This window comes from Nocardia iowensis, assembly GCF_019222765.1.
In the GTDB taxonomy this organism is placed as follows: domain Bacteria; phylum Actinomycetota; class Actinomycetes; order Mycobacteriales; family Mycobacteriaceae; genus Nocardia; species Nocardia iowensis.
Genome location: NZ_CP078145.1, coordinates 6,057,882 through 6,073,363 on the forward strand (window position 1 = coordinate 6,057,882; position 15,482 = coordinate 6,073,363).

Genomic DNA, 15,482 nt, shown 5'->3' on the forward strand with positions numbered 1-15,482 from the left:
TCACCCCGCCAGTGCCTTAGGAATAGTCGCGTGCTCCGGCAGGATCACCCCGCAACCGAGCGAGGCCGCGAAGGCCGCCGCCTGGTAGCGGTAACACCGCCGGATCTTCAACCGCGCCTGAGTGGACAGGTCGCGCGTGATGGCTTCGATACGCGGCAGATCGCCGCGCAGGGGCTCGGTGATGGTCACCAACGCCCCGAAGCGGGTCACACCGTGACCCCGGGCTTGCTCCTCACGGGCCTGCTGGGTGGCGCCCACCCGCAGGGTCGCGGCCGCGGACACCACGCCGCGTTCGCTTTGCTGGGCCACCAGCGCGTTCTTGAAGTCGTCGTCGACGATCTCGGCGGCGTCGGCGGCCGAATGCGGCCGGTACACGATGGCGATGCGCTTGCGTGGCACTTCGGGATTCGGCGCGAGCAGGCGTTGCAGCACCCGCTCGTCCACCGCGCCCTCCGGGGCGGCGTCCATCTCCCAGGTGACCGAACGGCCACCGTCGTGCACCAGGTGATCCCACTTCTCGTCGTGCGAAACCGGGCCCGCGTCAGCCCAATCCAGCCCGTGCCCCTCGGGTTCGCTTGCGGCGACTTCCAAGTCGGCCTGGGAGGCCGGGTCGTAACTGCGCCGGATGAACGAGATCACTTCGTCCGCCGACATCGGCTGGGCCCGCACGCCCGCCTCGGCGAGGGCCGCGCAGATGCCGGGCAGTCGGCGGCCGATCTCGACGGCCTCCTCGGCGGGGTTCTTGCGGCGCTCGGCGGTGGTGGCCTTGAAGGTGATCGCCACGCGCGGCAGCAGTTGTACCCGCTCCTGCGGCAGTTCGGTCGCGAGCTCGTACATCACCTGCTGCGCCAGCTCCGGCGCCTCCGGCCGGGTGATCGTGGAAACCTCGGTGAGCAAACGGTTTCCGGTCTCCGGCACGGTGTCGATGACCGGGACGACCGCGACGATGTCGCTGGTCTGCCCGACCGAGGCGAGGAAGGTGCCCCACGCCGACACCCAGCGATCGATCACCGGCTGATCCACCGCCTCATGGCCCTGCGGCCAGGCGCGTAGCACCACCGTGTACTGGGCGAACTGCGGCAGGTGGATCATGCCGAAGCTGTAACCGCCCGCGTCGATGCCCTCGTACAGTTTCGACGGCGCCAGCAGACCGGGCAATCGGGTGACACCGCCCGGGATTCGGGAGAACCGGCCACCCCGGTACACGTGCTCGCCGCGCTTGCGCGAGCGCATCCAGTTGAACATCATCAATCCCGTCTCGTAGCCCGAGCGGCCCCCCGTCCGCCACACCAGTGGAACCATCACCACGACGCCGGTACCGCCGACGATCAGACCCCATTGGAAACCGCCGACCATGGCGGTGATCAGTGCCGTGATCACCACGCCGAAGCCGAGCACAGTCTCCTCCCAGCGCAGGCCGAAAAGGCCTGCGCTGCGGGGCTTCTGCCACAGCCCGTACGAGCGACGCTCGTAAGTATCGTTCGTCGTCATCGTCATCGCGGAATGGTGCTCCTCCCGAGGTCGGGCGAGCGATTCGCCCAACGGTCACCGGCCACATCGCCCATCACCTGGTCGGCGCGGTTCAGACTGCTCGTCGCGGCCCGCGCCGCACCGATCCGGCCCGCCGCTCTTGCCGCACCGGACGGTACTCCCGCCGCGCCCGCGGGCCCGGAGGCGCGCGGTGCCGCCGCGCCACCGCCGCCACCGCCTCCGCGTGGCGGGACCGGGCGTGGCGCGCCACTGCCGCGGCCGCCCGCGCCACCCGGCGGGCGCGGACCCGCGCCGCTGCCGCTGACGTAGCCCGCCGAGCCCGGCGCCGCAGCGTTTTTGACGCCAACGGCCTTGGTGCCCATGGCGCCGAGGCCCGCGACGGCGAGCAGCGTGCCGCCGGTCGCGGTGAGACCGGAACCGCCGCTGCCGACGATCGCGACCGCGGGCGTGACCAGTCGCATCAGCGCGGGCAGCACGAACGCGACACTGCACAGCAGCACGATGGCGACCAGCATGCGTTGCGCCTGTTCACCATCCGGCAGATTGTTGACCGGGGTCAGCGAATCCACGTGTCCCGCAGTGGTGAACGCGATCATGTAGACGATCGCGGCCACCGGTTTCCACAGCATGAATGCGATGATCCAGCCAACCAGCTTCTGGTAGGACTGTTTTCCGACATTCATCCCGGACGCGGCGGCCGCCAACGGCAGCACACCGGCGGCGATGATCAGCAGACCCTGCCGGACGATAGCCAATACGATCTGCGCTAGCGCGCCGAGCAGGCCGACGACCGCGATGATCAACACCAAGCCCGGTGAGAAGGCCTGTAGCTTACTGGTTTTCACCATCAACTCGGCCAGATCCTTGGCGTTGCCATTGGTGGAGTCGTTGATGATCCACTCGGAGAAGCGATCCGAGGCCTGGGTGCCCGCCACGATCACCGCGCCGAGCATCCAGGAACTGAAGACCACTCTGGCGAACATCCGGAACGACTCGGCGGCCTCGTTCATCGTGGCCCCGCGTCTGGCTTCGGCCAAGCGGGCGCCGGAGAGGATCACCGAGGCTATCAAGAGCAGTATCTGGGCTTGATAGGTGTAATCGTTGATCTTCGTGAACAGCGAACCGGAGTCGCTGGCCGCCTCGTTGGGCACTTTCATCCAGAAGGTCAATGCCAGGATGATGGCCTCGCCGAGGCCTTTCATCAGCGAGTCGACCACCTTGCCGAAGGTCGAATCCCACGCCTTGTCCTTGACCGCGGTGGCCGCCTGGCCGGGATGCGAGGCGGCATTGCCCGCCTTGCACGCGGCGGAAGCGGCGTCACCGAGCGAGATTCCGGGCAGGCCGACATTGTCGAGGGTGTCGTGGATCTCGTTGCACGTCTCGTCGAAGCCGTACTGCTGTCCGTAGGCCACGGTCGGCGTCGCCATCATCACCGTGAAGATGACAGCGAAGATCGTGAGCATTCGCCTCACCATTGTCTGCACCCCTCGCTGCTCCGCAGGTCGGCCATCAACTGTTTCTCGAGCCTTTCCCGTCGTGCTCACCATTTCGTCCACCCGCCCAGCGATTCGATCAACTCGGTTTGTGCGCTGTTGGACGTCGAGGGCTTGAGTCGCCAGTCACCGGCATCCCAGACCATGACCAGGCGGATCGCCGCCCAGAGTTGTTTGCCGTCGACCACCGGTCCGCGCGAGGCGAGCCGGATGATGGCCAGGTCGTCGGCGTAGTCGTCCACCTTGAACGCGTCCGAGGCGACGAAGTATTTGGTGATCTTCTCCGGCTGTTGTTCGGGCAGCTTGTCGTTCGCCAGCGCCTTGTCGTAGGCGGCGATCTGCTGCGCGGAAACCCGCACCTGCCGCACGTACAGGTCGCGGTTGGCCGGACGGGCGTTGAGCCGGTAGGTGATCTGCGCCCCGGCCAGTACCGCACCCTGCGGCGTGTGCGAATAGCCAACGGCCAGACCGTCTTCGATGCGGGTCGGGCCGTCGGAAGTGGAAAACGGTACCGAAGCGCCGTAGACCCGCTGCCAGCCGTGCGGCGCGGTGGTGCCTTCCGGGGCCGCGGTCAGCCAGTCGCTGTCGGACGGCTTGCGCTGCCGCGACGGGTCCTGCGGAAGTGGTTGCCCCGCAGGATTGTTCGGCACATCGACGCGCCTGCCGAGGATGTCGACCTCGGGGCTGGCGAAGCCGCTGCCGCCCGCCGCTTCGGCGGGCACCGGTGCGGTGGCCGCCGTGCTGCCGTCGTCCCGGGTGATGTAGACGACGATCCCCGCGATCACGATGAGCGCAAGCACGGCAGCGGACGCGACGGCGCCGAAGGAGACGCGATCACGCGCGTAAGACTCCTTGTCGCTCATGACTCCACCTCGCTGACGCTCGGTTCCGTCATGCGCGAAGCGCGCTGCGACATGATTCGCTCGCTCCGCTCCCTCATGCCGGTGCCTCCAATTTCACAACATCATCAGGTATTTCGTCGACCGAGTCGATCGGTCTGGTGGTCGAGCCCGGATCCGGCAGCCGTAACCGCCAGTCCTGGCCGAACCATTCGACGGTGGTGTGGTTCACCGCCTTCGAGCTGTCCGAGTATTGGGTGTAGGCGTCGACGGTGCTGCGCTCGTTGGTGTAGCCGGTGACCTTGTAGCCCAGCACTCGCGGCGCGTAGTCGGCACTGGCCGGGCCGGTGATGGACAGCTGGATCCGGTTGACCGCCCATTCGTCCTTGGCCGGGCCCGGAACGACTTCCTGGGCAGCGACTTTCGCCCACTGACTGTCGGCGGCCACCGCCAACCGCACCGAATGGGTGATAGCGGCGACGCCCGCGCCGCGTGGCGAATGCTCGAAACCCGTTGCGGCGCCGTCGGCCACCGACTTCGGTCCCTGGTCGGTATGGGGCAGGGCGACGCCCTGGAACGGCTGCCAGCGCACACCCGTCGGCGCCGCCGTCAGGTCAGGGACGGATCGTTGGTCACCACCGCCGCAGCCGACCGTGGCGAGCAGCAACGCGGCGCCGACAGCGCCCACTGTCCCCCTGCTGCGCCGGCTCACGTCGGTAGGAACGCCAAAGCGATCCCCGACGCTGTGCTGGCCACCGTCGCTCCGAGCAGGCTCATCAGTACGCCGTGCGAGGCATCGTTCATCGCCAGATCGCCGTTGCGGAACTCCAGCCACAGCTTGCCCGCGGAGACGATCATCCAGGCCAGACACACCAGCAGGACGAACCACAGCAGCCAATTGAGCAGCTGCATGAGGGGCTCCAGCACCTCGGCGGGCATCTGTTTGTAGGCCAGCAGCTCGGCTGCCGACACGCGCACGGTAGATATTTCGGACATCAGGTTCCAATAACGGCGTTCATGATGGTGCCTGCGCTGGTCGCGACGACGCCACCGATCATCGCGCCGGCCACCATCTTCGGGGACTCCAGACCACCACCGGTCCACTTCTCCCAGGCGAACTTGCCGCCCGCGTAGACGATGCCGGTGATGCCCGACAACAGCACGAACCAGGTGAGATAACGCACCAGCTGCAGGATCTTCTCCGAACCGGGAGGCGCCTCGGGCGTCGGGTTACCGACCTGCGCGAGTACGGTGCCGTACGTGTCCTGCACGGCGAGGAGAATCGTGCTCATCGGGTGCCTTTCTCGAAAGTGGTTGAGTAGTCGCCGATTCGATGCGTACGTTCACTGATCGGGTGGCTTGCTGCTACCCCGGTCCTGCGCCGGATCGTCGAGTGCTGCCTCCTCCAGTGCCGTTCGAGCCGCCGCGACGATGTCGGCGCCGAGCTCCCTGACATCGAGCGGTACCTCCTCCAATGGGTCGATCTTGCGTTTCTTCTGTGGCATCGGGTCGCCGGGTGTCCACACCGGCAACTTCTCCGGTTCTACCAGCGTCCATTCCTCATACCACGGGACCTGCCACAACTGACCGGCCAGCGAGCCGACCACGTCGCGGTAGCGGCGGATCTCGGCGGGCAGCCGACCGGGGCGCGCGGCGACGGTGATCAGGCCGAGCACCTCGCAGGAACCGGCGAAGCCCGAATGGTGTTGGCGCAGTAGGTCATGCGCACGGGTGAGGCCCGCGATGGTCTCTCTGGCCACCAGCACGACGAAGGGCGATTCGCGGTCGAAGACGCCGGGCCAGCGGCGGCCCGAATCCGCCGCGGGCGCAAGCACGTGCGCGAGGCTACTGGCCCCGGCGCCGCCGTGCACGCCAAGCAGCCACACCAGCGGCGCCCGGCCGACACCGGGTACCGGACGGTCCCAGATCGGCGCGCGCCGCGACTCCGGCGGAGCGACCACGCCTGCGGGTGCGGATTCGTTGTGACGTCGAAATATCATGGCGGCGGTCATGATGCCACCCCGGCGAGCAGGCGCCCATAGGCCCGGCGCGTCTCGATGGCCAACGACGCGTGGCGGACCAGCTCACCCCTGGCCAGGTGGGGGTCATAGGGAATTTCCCGGATATCGCGGACCCAGCCGGACAGATGCTCACGCAAATGCTCGGCAACTCGCGACTCGGTGCCAGGATGCTGGTGCGAGACAACGATTGTCGTGTCCCCGACAATGCCGCCGCCCTGCCCCTCGGCCGAGTCGCCGAACTGGTCGTCGAGCCATTCCAGGGTGACCCGCAACCGGTTCGCGGCATCGGCGCGGGCCGGAATGGCAAGCACCAGAGCAACATCCGCGTCATCGAGCAGCGGACGCAGCTGCCGACCGGCAATCGGGCTGCCGCCGTCGTAGACCGCGGTGAAACCCGCGTCGTACACCGCCCGCGCCACCGTGAGATAGGTCGCACGCCTGCGCAGCGGTGCGGAGTCGCGCCACAGCAGGCCGATGCCGGAGGTCGCCCGGGACAGGCATTCCTTCAACGGCGCCGGTTCGTCGTCGCCGCGGCCGTACAGCCACGATTGCAGGCTGATCGGGTGCAGGTGCTCGTCGGCGCCGCGCAGCGCCAGATCGCTGCCCGCCGCCGTCGCGTCCACCGCGACCGTCGGGGTCGACGCCATGCCGAGCTCGCCCGCGATCCCCAACGCCGTCGTGGTGGTTCCCGCGCCACCGCAGCCGCCGACCACCAGGATGGGGCGCTGCAGGGGTTGTTCCGCGCCGGAACCACCCCCTTTGCCGCGCCGCAACCGCACCACCGGAGCCTTGGAGCGCGCGGGCCGACCCGACGGTTCACCCTGGTCGGGTGCCTCGTCGAGCCAGCGGCTCCAGTCCTCTCCCATCGCTTCCTGCTCTCCTCTATCCGGCCGCGATACCCGTGATCAGGGTGCGACCGTCGATCACCGCGGTGGTGACCGTCTGCTTGTTGTAGGTGGCGGGCGCGCCGCCTGGCCGGTACTCGGTGACCTCCACCGAGTACCGGTTGTCCGCGATCGTCACGATCCGCACGCAGTGCGTGGTGCCGGCCGGGATGGTGTCGATGCCGCGCTGGATGGTCGCGGCGGGTGAGACGGCGGCATCCGGGGCGACGGCCTGCCTGACCCGTTCGCCGGACCGCTCGACGTAATACGCGTACTGGAACGCCAGGATGGCGTCGGGTCCCGATGCGGTGCCGCCCTGTTCCGCGCCGCGCACGATCGACTCGTCCCGCTCGGTCGGGCAGGCGTCCCGCAGCCCGTGCGTGGTCACGCCCGCTTGCGACCTGCCGCGCAGACCATCGGTGCTCACACCCGCCTGGGCGCTGCCCGCGGTGAACTGCACCGACGCCGACCAGGTCGAGGCGGGCACCCGCGGCTCGGCGGCGCGAGTGCTCGACGAGTTCAGCAGGAACAGCACGCCCGCCGCGGCCGCGCCGAGCAGCAGCACCGCGATGACCAGCACGACGAACACCCGGCCGCGCCGCGAACGACGGGCGCGGGCCTCCTGACGCAAGGCGCTGGACGAGCGCGTCGGCGGCTCGTCCAGCTGATCGTCGTAGTCATCGTCGTCGGGCCAGGGGAAACGCACCAGGTCGGCGTCCCGTGGGGTGTAGTCGTCGTCGGGGCCGGGTGCCCGGCCCACCCAGTCCGACCAGCCGCCGGTGAATTCGGCGCGTTGTGCGGGCAGGTCGGCGGGGACGTCCTCGGGGGGCGGTTCGTCGCGGATGTAGTGCGGGTACCGGGCCGGACCCGCGTCGTCCAGATGCACCGAACTCGCCTCGCCGGGGGGCACCGGGGCCGTCTCCGGCTCTAGCGCGCTGTACCAACGGGACAGCTCTTTGTACGACTTCAACATTCCCCCATTCCCGCTGAGCGAGGCGCATGATTCCGCATCGTCGGACCCTCTCGGCGATCAGTTCGTGGAGAACGGGTAGGTGTTGGCGGTGCCGGGTCGATCGGTGGGCGGAATCGACGTCGCGCCGCCGGATGAGGCGCCGTCGGCTCCTGTCCCGAACGGAAATTGTCCCGTACCGGACGAATTCGGCGTAGTCGACGCGCCGGATTGCTCGCCGAAGAATCCCGTGGGCGGCTTATCCGCACCGCCCTGTGGCCTGCTGTTCGCCCCGAATTCACCGGCGATATCGCGGGCTACCGCGGCGAACCAATCGGCGACGAATTTTGTCGGCGCGGCACCGTTCGCGGCGACCGTCGCGGTGTTGTACGCGCCGTGCCGCTGGACGGTGTCCCAATACCGGACCCAGGTGGCGGTATTGAGCAATTCGCTGTTGTCGGTGATGTTTTGCACGACCGCGTCGAATGCCTGGGTAACCAGTCGCACGCCGGTCGTCGGCGGGACGAGTTGGGCGACGGCGCCGACCAGTTTGGTGCCGAGCGACAGCAGGGCGGCAGGCGGGTTGGACAACCCCACGGTGGCCAGTTCGGCGATGGCCGCGGGGTTGATGACCGACTTCACCACCGTGACGACCGCGTTCAGGCCGATCATGCCGACCTTCAGCAGGGCCTGCAGCGCACCGGGCAGGTCAAGCGGGGTGCGCGGGTCGGCGGCGTCGGCGAGGCGCTCGGAGATCGACTTCTTGGGCGAGATGGACAGATTCGCGAGCGAGTTGCCCTGCACGTCCTCGTTGACCACCTTGGTCGCGGTCTTGATCGAGGTGTATGCCAGCGCCTGGGCGATGGAGACCAGCGAGGCGATCGGGTCGCCGCCGCTCAGCTTCGACTGGCCGACGACGTTGGTGACCGCCTTCAGGATCGGCGCGCCCTGCGGTGCGTCGCAGGCGAGGTCGCCCGCCGCGCAGAAACTGGCCACCCGACCGGTGAGGGCGCCGAAGTTGGCGGCGCGGTCCCGGTCCGGGCCGATGCCGCCCCCGCTGGCGGGCGCCTGCGGCAGCGCGGCGAGGTCGGCGAGTTGATCGCCCGTGGTGCCTGGTGCCGGGTCCGGGGACGCCTTGCCCGGTGAGCCGGGGAACAGCGGGGCGCCCGCGTTGCGGGTCGGGTCGGCGAACAGGGCCACCGCCGCGACCTTGTCGGCCGGCAGCACGCCCCGGCCCTGTCCGATCTCCTGGGCGAACATCGAGGCCACATGCGCGCCTTGCGAATAGCCGACCACGGCGAATCTGGTCTCCGCGCACCGGTCGGCGACCGTTTGGGCCATCGACCGCAGCCGGGCCAGTCCGCCGGTCACCGATTCGGCGTACGGCGCCGCGCCGCCGGCGGTCGCGCCACCGAAGCCGGATTCGTAAGGGACATAGGCTCGATCGACCAGTCCGGGATCGGTGGCCTTGGCCATCATCGGGCGGAAGACGGTGGACAGCATGCCGGTGTCGGTGGACGGCGCGGCGTCCGGCGACGATTCGCCGGTGCCTTGAATTCCCAAGGCGTACAGTGCCGGACAGGCGCTGAGCGCGACGTTTGTGGAGGGCCCTGCGGGATTCGGCGGATCGGCCGCGGCGGTGCCCGCCGTAGCCACGGTCACGGCGAGTGCCGCCAGCACCCCCGTGACCTTTACCGAGTAATTCGTCATAGCGATCCGCAATCAATCCGTGTTGCCGCAGCTACCCTCAACGCCATGAAACGCAATAGACCGTAACAGATTCCGGCTATTGCCGGGGAATCGGCGAAAAGTTTCCACGAACTGCCGAAAGGCGCGTGACACATTCCGGCGTGCCGACGAAGCCGCTCCGGCAACTTTCCGATGGTCCGAAAATGAGGGCAACCGTCTGGCGACTTATCGGCCACCCGAATTCCCTAGCGGGACCCCATCTTCCGTTCGCCCGATGGCGTCGGCATTCGTGCAGACATCTCGAGCGCCCGGGACCGAGCGCGGCGAGGTTGCCGGGACGACAACAATTGACGCGTCAAGGGGAGCTGACCACGGCGAGCCGTCAGGCTGCCGAGGTGACGCGGTAGACGTCGTAGACGCCTTCCACGTTCCGGACCACGTTCAGCAGGTGCCCCAGGTGCTTCGGATCGCCCATCTCGAAGGTGAACTTGCTGATCGCGACCCGGTCACCGTGCGTGGCGACGGAGGCGGACAGGATGTTGACCTTCTCGTCGGCCAGCACCTTCGTCACGTCGGAGAGCAGGCGGGTGCGATCGAGCGCCTCGATCTGGATGGCCACCAGGAACACCGAGGACGGCGACGGCGCCCAGGACACTTCGATGATGCGTTCGGCCTGGTCACGCAGCGAACCGGCGTTGGTGCAGTCGGTCCGGTGCACGCTGACCGCGCCGCCGCGGGTCACGAAGCCCATGATCTCGTCGCCGGGGACCGGCGTACAGCACTTGGCCAGCTTGGCGACGGTGCCGGATGCGCCGGGGATCAGCACACCCGCGTCGCCGGTGGTGCGCTGCCGGTTCGGCGTGGTGGACGGGGTGGACCGCTCGGCGAGCTCGTTCTCCACGTCGCCGATGCCGCCGAGTTGCGCCATCAGTCGCTGCACCACGTGGTGCGCCGAGACCTGATGCTCGCCGACGGCGGTGTAGAGGGTGGAGATGTCGGTGTAGTGCAGCTCGTGCGCGACCGCGGTCATCGCGTCGACGCTCATCAGCCGCTGCAACGGCAGGCCGACGCGACGGACCTCCTTGGAGATCTGCTCCTTACCGTTCTCCAGGGCCTCCTCGCGGCGCTCCTTCGCGAACCACTGGCGGATCTTGGCCTTGGCGCGCGGCGAGACGACGAAGTTCTGCCAGTCGCGGCTGGGTCCGGCGTTCTGCGCCTTCGAGGTGAACACCTCGACGACCTCACCGTTCTCCAGCTGGCGTTCCAGCGCGACGAGCCGACCGTTGACCCGCGCGCCGATGCACTTGTGGCCGACCTCGGTGTGCACGGCGTAGGCGAAGTCGACCGGTGTCGACTTCTGCGGCAGCGTGATCACGTCACCCTTCGGGGTGAACACGAAGATCTCCGGTGACTTCAGGTCGAAGCGCAGCGACTCCAGGAACTCCGCCGGGTCGGCCGCCTCCCGCTGCCAGTCGAGCAGCTGCCGCATCCACGCCATGTCGTCGACCTCGGTCGAGTCGTTGGAGTGCTTGCCGCGGGTTTCCTTGTAGCGCCAGTGCGCGGCGATGCCGAATTCGGCGGTGCGGTGCATGTCCTGGGTGCGGATCTGCACTTCCAGGGGCTTGCCGTCGGGGCCGACGACGGTGGTGTGCAGCGACTGGTAGACGCCGTAGCGCGGTTGGGCGATGTAGTCCTTGAACCGGCCCGCCATCGGCTGCCACAGCGAGTGCACCACACCGACCGCCGCGTAGCAGTCACGCACCTCGTCGCAGAGGATGCGGATGCCGACCAGGTCGTGGATGTCGTCGAAGTCCTTACCCTTGACGATCATCTTCTGGTAGATCGACCAGTAGTGCTTCGGCCGACCCTCAACGATCGCGTTGATCCGCGATGCCGCAAGGGTATTGACGATCTCCGCGCGCACCTTCGCCAGATACGTATCGCGCGACGGCGCCCGATCCGCCACCAGCCGCACGATCTCGTCGTACTTCTTCGGGTGCAGTATCGCGAACGCGAGGTCCTCCAGCTCCCACTTGACCGTCGCCATGCCGAGGCGATGCGCAAGGGGCGCAATGACTTCCAGCGTTTCCTTGGCCTTCTTGGCCTGCTTCTCCGGCGGCAGGAAACGCATGGTGCGCATGTTGTGCAGCCGGTCGGCGACCTTGATCACCAGCACGCGCGGGTCCCGCGCCATCGCGATGATCATCTTGCGGATCGTCTCCGCCTCGGCGGCCGCGCCGAGGTTGACCTTGTCCAGCTTGGTGACGCCGTCCACCAGGTGCGCGACCTCGGCACCGAAGTCGAGGGTCAGCTGCTCCAGCGAGTAGCCGGTGTCCTCGACGGTGTCGTGCAGCAGCGCCGCGACCAGCGTGGTGGTGTCCATGCCGAGCTCGGCCAGGATGTTGGCCACGGCGAGCGGGTGCGTGATGTACGGGTCGCCGGACTTGCGGAACTGGTGCTTGTGCCGCTCGTCGGCGACGTCGAAGGCGCGCTGCAGCAGCGTCAGGTTCGCCTTCGGATACAGCTCACGGTGCACGCTGGCCAGCGGCTCGAGCACCGGCTTGACCGCGGCGATACCGCGCTGACCGGTCATCCGGCGGGCGAGCCGCGCGCGTACCCGGCGCGACGCCGAGGTCGGGACCGCGGCGGAGGTGCCTGGTTGGCGTGCGGGGGTGGCATTGCTCGGTGGCGTGGCGGGCGGTGTTCCGGTCTTCGGCTGGTCTCCCCCGGTGGCTGCACCATTCGACTGCGGGGCGCCCGCCGATTGCTCGACATTCGCCTCGCCCAAGTGCTGAGTCATGCCACCACCTCTCAGTGCCCACTTTGCGGCGCTCACGGGCCCTCCGTGGCTACGCAGGCTGCCGCCTCCGGGCCTGACGTTCGCGCCGCGCGCCTCGATCGGACCACCCTATCCGACCGCTGCAACCGCCCAGACCACCAACTTTAGTCCCGGCCGCGCACTGGCGTCCGGCGCGCTGCGCTGGGGGCGCGATGCCGGTTCGCCTGCCGGGATGACGGTGGGTTCGCCGAGGACGCCGAGGCGTAGGGAAAAGCGTGACATATCAGGCGTCGGGGTGGGGATGTTGAGACCGAACCGCTGCCCGGCGGCGAGCTAGCGGATCGTGGACGGATCGGCGGGCTCGCGGGTGATCATCGAGCGCCCGTCGAAGTCGGGGCTGGGCGGCACGTGCAGCAGGTCGACGACGGTGGGAGTGATGTCGACCAGGGTGTAGCGGGAGGTGATACTGCCCGCGGCGAAGTCGGGGCCGCGGCCGATGACGAAGTTGGTCGTCTCGTCCGGGGATTGGCCGCCGTGGCCGCCTTTCGGGGTGTGGCCGTGGTCGGCGGTGACGAGGATGGTCCAGCGTTCGGCCGGGTTGGCCGCGGCGCGGGCGTCGACGGCGGCGGTGATGCGGCCGACCTGCTCGTCGATGCGGCGGACGGCCTCCAGGTACTGGCGCGAGGCGGCGCCGTCGCTGTGACCTGCCAGATCGACCTGGTCCAGGTGGGTGAAAAGGAAGTCGGGGGCGAACTTGGCGATCGCGGTGACCACGGCCGAGACGGTGGCCGCGTCGGTCTTGGACTCGTCCGGGTCATCGGGGACCGGTGGGGTGGAAACGACCACGTCGGCGCGTGGGTTGCCGCTACCCGCCATGGTGGCGATCTGGTCCCAGGTGGCGATCGAGTGGGTCTTGCGTGCCGGATCGGCGCGTTCGAGCTGAGTGAACACCGTCGGGTACTTCGCGAACGGCGCCGCGCTGAAGTTGTTGTCCTTGATGCCGTGCTTGCGATCCCACACTCCGGTCAGCGCGGTCGCCCAGGACGGACCGGAGATGGTGATGTGCGGCGCGATCGAGGACCGGCTCAGCAGCCCTTCGGCGCTGAGCCGCAACAGATTCGGCGCGCGCACCTGCATGACCTTGTCGTACATCAGCCCGTCGAGCCCGATCACCACGACCTTGTCGACGCGCGGATCGGCATGCGCACCGCCAGCGGCAACGGTCATGGGAAGAACCGTAACAGCGATGACAGCAAGGGTTTTGACGAAGAACCGGATCGGATTCATGCTCCCGGCACGCTTGACCCCAACCCGCCACCGCTCGGCGCTGTCACCCTCGCCGTGTCCATGACTCGCTCGCTTGCGCTCGCTCATAGTCGCCAACCATGCGGGGTGGGCCGGGCGGCGGATGGCCTTGCGCGGCACTGTTCATTGACGTTTCATCGGTCACGGCACCGCCCGTTGCCTCGCTGAACGGTCACTGAACACCCGATAGCGGGGAGCTATTCCGGCAGCTCACCACCGGGTAGCGGGCGGATGAACGCCGGATTGCGATTGACACCCCGCCGACGATGTGGCTGTCTGGCGGTATGCCAGCCGATTCCGCGCAGCGGGGTATCCGGATCGCGGCCGTCGCCGATACGCATCTGCGTCCCGCCGTGGCCGGAAAGTTTCGCCCCGACTTTCTGCGCCTCGCCGAGCATGCCGACGTACTCCTGTTGGCCGGCGACCTCACCGACGGTGGCACCCGCGCCGAAACCGAGCTGCTGTGTGCCGAAATCGCCGACCTCCCAGTGCCGGTGGCCGCGGTGCTCGGCAACCACGACCATGACCACCGGCTCGGCTTCCGAATCTCCGCTCAGCTCAACGACATCGGTGTGCACATGCTCGAAGGCACCGCAATCACCCTCGAGCTGGCCGGGATTCGGCTCGGCATCGCGGGCGTGATGGGCGGCAACCAGCTGCCGCCGAGCTGAGGGCAGCGCGGTGCCCGCGCGTCGGACGTGGACCGGATCGGTACCTTCACCTCATGACCGTCGCCCGCTCCCTTTTGCTGTTCGCCCTGGCCGCCCTCGCCGAGATCGGCGGCGCCTGGCTGGTGTGGCAGGGCTGGCGGGAACACCGCGGCATCCTCTGGATCGCGGCGGGCGTCGTGGCGCTCGGCGCGTACGGATTCGTCGCGACCTTCCAGCCGGATCCGCATTTCGGTCGCATCCTCGCCGCCTACGGCGGTGTCTTCGTCGCGGGCTCCCTCGCCTGGGGCATGCTCGTCGACAAATTCCACCCCGACCGCTGGGACTACCTAGGCGCGGCCATCTGCCTGGTGGGTGTCGGCATCATCATGTACGCACCGCGCCGCTGACCGGACCCACAGACCTTGTGGACATGCGATCGGCGTGGCTCAGGGTGAGTCACTGTGCGAAGCGTCTGCAAGGTCTGTGAGTGTCGCGCCCACCGGCAGCTCGCGGCAGGACAGCTGCCGCTGGACGGTGGCTAGCCTTCCGGATCGAAAGCCCAGACTGCGGCGGGACGGCCGGTTGCCTTGACGCGGCGGCGTTCGGTGGTACGGGCCAGGCCGGGGATGGCCGCGAGGGTGCGGTTGAGGTTGGCCGGATCCGGCCGCGAGCCGGACAGCGCCGTAGCGGCCGCCACGGCACGGGTAGCGGGGAATTCGTCGCCGAGCAGAGCCCGGGTGAACGTCAGGTCCTTCCACAGCAGCCCGGCGAGCAGTCCCCGCGACGCGTCGACGATTCGATTGTGGTCGAACGCCAACTCGGGCACCGCATCGAAACCGACCCACTGCGCGGGCCCGGCATGCGGTCCGACCACCGCCCACATCGCGATCGACAACGTCGGCCCCCGCGGGTCCCGATTCGGTTCATCGAAGGTCACCAACTGCCCGACCGCGCCGATCGCCGCCTCGGGCACCCCGAGTTTGGTGTGCACCGCCCGCCGCGCCGCGCCGACCAGCCGCTCCCCCCGCCCGAGCAGCACCCCCGGCAACGCCAACTCCCCGGTGAACGGAGCCACCGCCCGCGGCGCGATCCCCACCCGCACCGCTGCGTCGTCGCCCCAAAACCGCAACGCCACCACATCCACCGAAACAACGGATTGCTCCACGCGTCCCAATCCTGCCGCACCCGACCAGCCCTCCCGCCTACCGGCACCCACCCCGCCGCGCTCGTCACCGCCACGTCCCGCTCGACGACGAAAATCGGCAGGGCCAAGCGGCCAACGGGACAAGGCCGTGGTTCCTCTCGACGGTTGCCACGGCTAGGTCCCATTCGCTGGGGGCTCGGAGGGTGCGGCCAGCTGGCACGGCTGCTGATCGGCATCC

15 protein-coding genes and 1 pseudogene are annotated in these 15,482 nt (G+C 68.6%); 3 read left to right on the plus strand and 13 right to left on the minus strand.

From position 1 onward, the window contains the following. The 6 genes from KV110_RS27835 to KV110_RS27860 form a co-directional block, all read right to left on the minus strand. The gene (locus tag KV110_RS27835; RefSeq protein ID WP_218478967.1) at window positions 1–1,491 is read right to left on the minus strand and encodes an SCO6880 family protein; all 1,491 of its coding nucleotides are present in this window, start codon (window positions 1,489–1,491) and stop codon (window positions 1–3) included. Window positions 1,492–1,493: 2 nt separating this feature from the next. After that, complete coding sequence (locus tag KV110_RS27840) at window positions 1,494–2,954, minus strand: hypothetical protein (protein ID WP_246634023.1); 1,461 nt, start codon at window positions 2,952–2,954, stop codon at window positions 1,494–1,496. A 77-nt stretch (window positions 2,955–3,031) separates the two neighbouring features. Beyond that, entirely contained in the window at window positions 3,032–3,847 is an 816-nt protein-coding gene (locus KV110_RS27845; RefSeq protein ID WP_218470204.1) for a DUF8175 domain-containg protein, read from the minus strand. Window positions 3,848–3,920: 73 nt separating this feature from the next. After that, entirely contained in the window at window positions 3,921–4,511 is a 591-nt protein-coding gene (locus tag KV110_RS27850; RefSeq protein WP_246634024.1) for a DUF8175 domain-containg protein, read from the minus strand. A 20-nt stretch (window positions 4,512–4,531) separates the two neighbouring features. Further along, window positions 4,532–4,819 carry a hypothetical protein gene (locus tag KV110_RS27855; protein ID WP_218470205.1) on the minus strand — a complete coding sequence of 96 codons (288 nt, stop codon included), beginning with the start codon at window positions 4,817–4,819 and terminating at the stop codon, window positions 4,532–4,534. Then, window positions 4,819–5,094 carry a hypothetical protein gene (locus tag KV110_RS27860; protein WP_463167320.1) on the minus strand — a complete coding sequence of 92 codons (276 nt, stop codon included), beginning with the start codon at window positions 5,092–5,094 and terminating at the stop codon, window positions 4,819–4,821. Before KV110_RS27860 ends, KV110_RS27855 begins: the two co-directional genes overlap by 1 nt. Here KV110_RS27860 and KV110_RS42180 point away from each other — a divergent pair. After that, window positions 5,073–5,141: pseudogene (locus KV110_RS42180) on the plus strand (hypothetical protein); the annotation flags it as partial. The gene KV110_RS27860 and the pseudogene KV110_RS42180 sit on opposite strands and share 22 nt — an antisense overlap. Before the next feature lie 25 nt (window positions 5,142–5,166). Here KV110_RS42180 and KV110_RS27865 read toward each other — a convergent pair. From KV110_RS27865 to KV110_RS27890, 6 genes are all read right to left on the minus strand, one after another. Continuing rightward, a complete protein-coding gene (locus KV110_RS27865; RefSeq protein ID WP_218470207.1) occupies window positions 5,167–5,835 on the minus strand; it encodes a hypothetical protein in 669 nt (222 codons plus the stop codon). After that, window positions 5,832–6,710 (minus strand): MinD/ParA family ATP-binding protein, encoded by an 879-nt coding sequence (locus KV110_RS27870; protein WP_218470208.1) that lies wholly within the window; start codon window positions 6,708–6,710, stop codon window positions 5,832–5,834. Before KV110_RS27870 ends, KV110_RS27865 begins: the two co-directional genes overlap by 4 nt. Before the next feature lie 16 nt (window positions 6,711–6,726). Beyond that, window positions 6,727–7,701: a DUF8176 domain-containing protein gene (locus KV110_RS27875; RefSeq protein WP_218470209.1), complete on the minus strand. Its 975-nt coding sequence runs from the start codon at window positions 7,699–7,701 to the stop codon at window positions 6,727–6,729. 57 nt (window positions 7,702–7,758) lie between these two features. Then, entirely contained in the window at window positions 7,759–9,387 is a 1,629-nt protein-coding gene (locus tag KV110_RS27880; RefSeq protein WP_246634025.1) for a cutinase family protein, read from the minus strand. Between the two features lie 361 nt (window positions 9,388–9,748). Then, window positions 9,749–12,166: a RelA/SpoT family protein gene (locus tag KV110_RS27885; protein WP_218470210.1), complete on the minus strand. Its 2,418-nt coding sequence runs from the start codon at window positions 12,164–12,166 to the stop codon at window positions 9,749–9,751. Window positions 12,167–12,478: 312 nt separating this feature from the next. Further along, window positions 12,479–13,372: an alkaline phosphatase family protein gene (locus KV110_RS27890; protein WP_246634026.1), complete on the minus strand. Its 894-nt coding sequence runs from the start codon at window positions 13,370–13,372 to the stop codon at window positions 12,479–12,481. Window positions 13,373–13,734: 362 nt separating this feature from the next. On the opposite strand from KV110_RS27890, the gene KV110_RS27895 reads away from it, so the two are divergent. Together KV110_RS27895 and KV110_RS27900 are read left to right on the plus strand one after the other, a co-directional pair. After that, on the plus strand, window positions 13,735–14,121 hold the full coding sequence (locus tag KV110_RS27895; protein ID WP_246634027.1) for a metallophosphoesterase family protein: 387 nt from the start codon (window positions 13,735–13,737) through the stop codon (window positions 14,119–14,121). Window positions 14,122–14,174: 53 nt separating this feature from the next. Then, entirely contained in the window at window positions 14,175–14,507 is a 333-nt protein-coding gene (locus KV110_RS27900; RefSeq protein WP_218470211.1) for a YnfA family protein, read from the plus strand. Between the two features lie 131 nt (window positions 14,508–14,638). Here the strand turns inward: KV110_RS27900 and KV110_RS27905 are convergent, their stop codons facing one another. Beyond that, window positions 14,639–15,265: an NUDIX hydrolase gene (locus KV110_RS27905; protein ID WP_218470212.1), complete on the minus strand. Its 627-nt coding sequence runs from the start codon at window positions 15,263–15,265 to the stop codon at window positions 14,639–14,641. Window positions 15,266–15,482 lie beyond the last annotated feature (217 nt).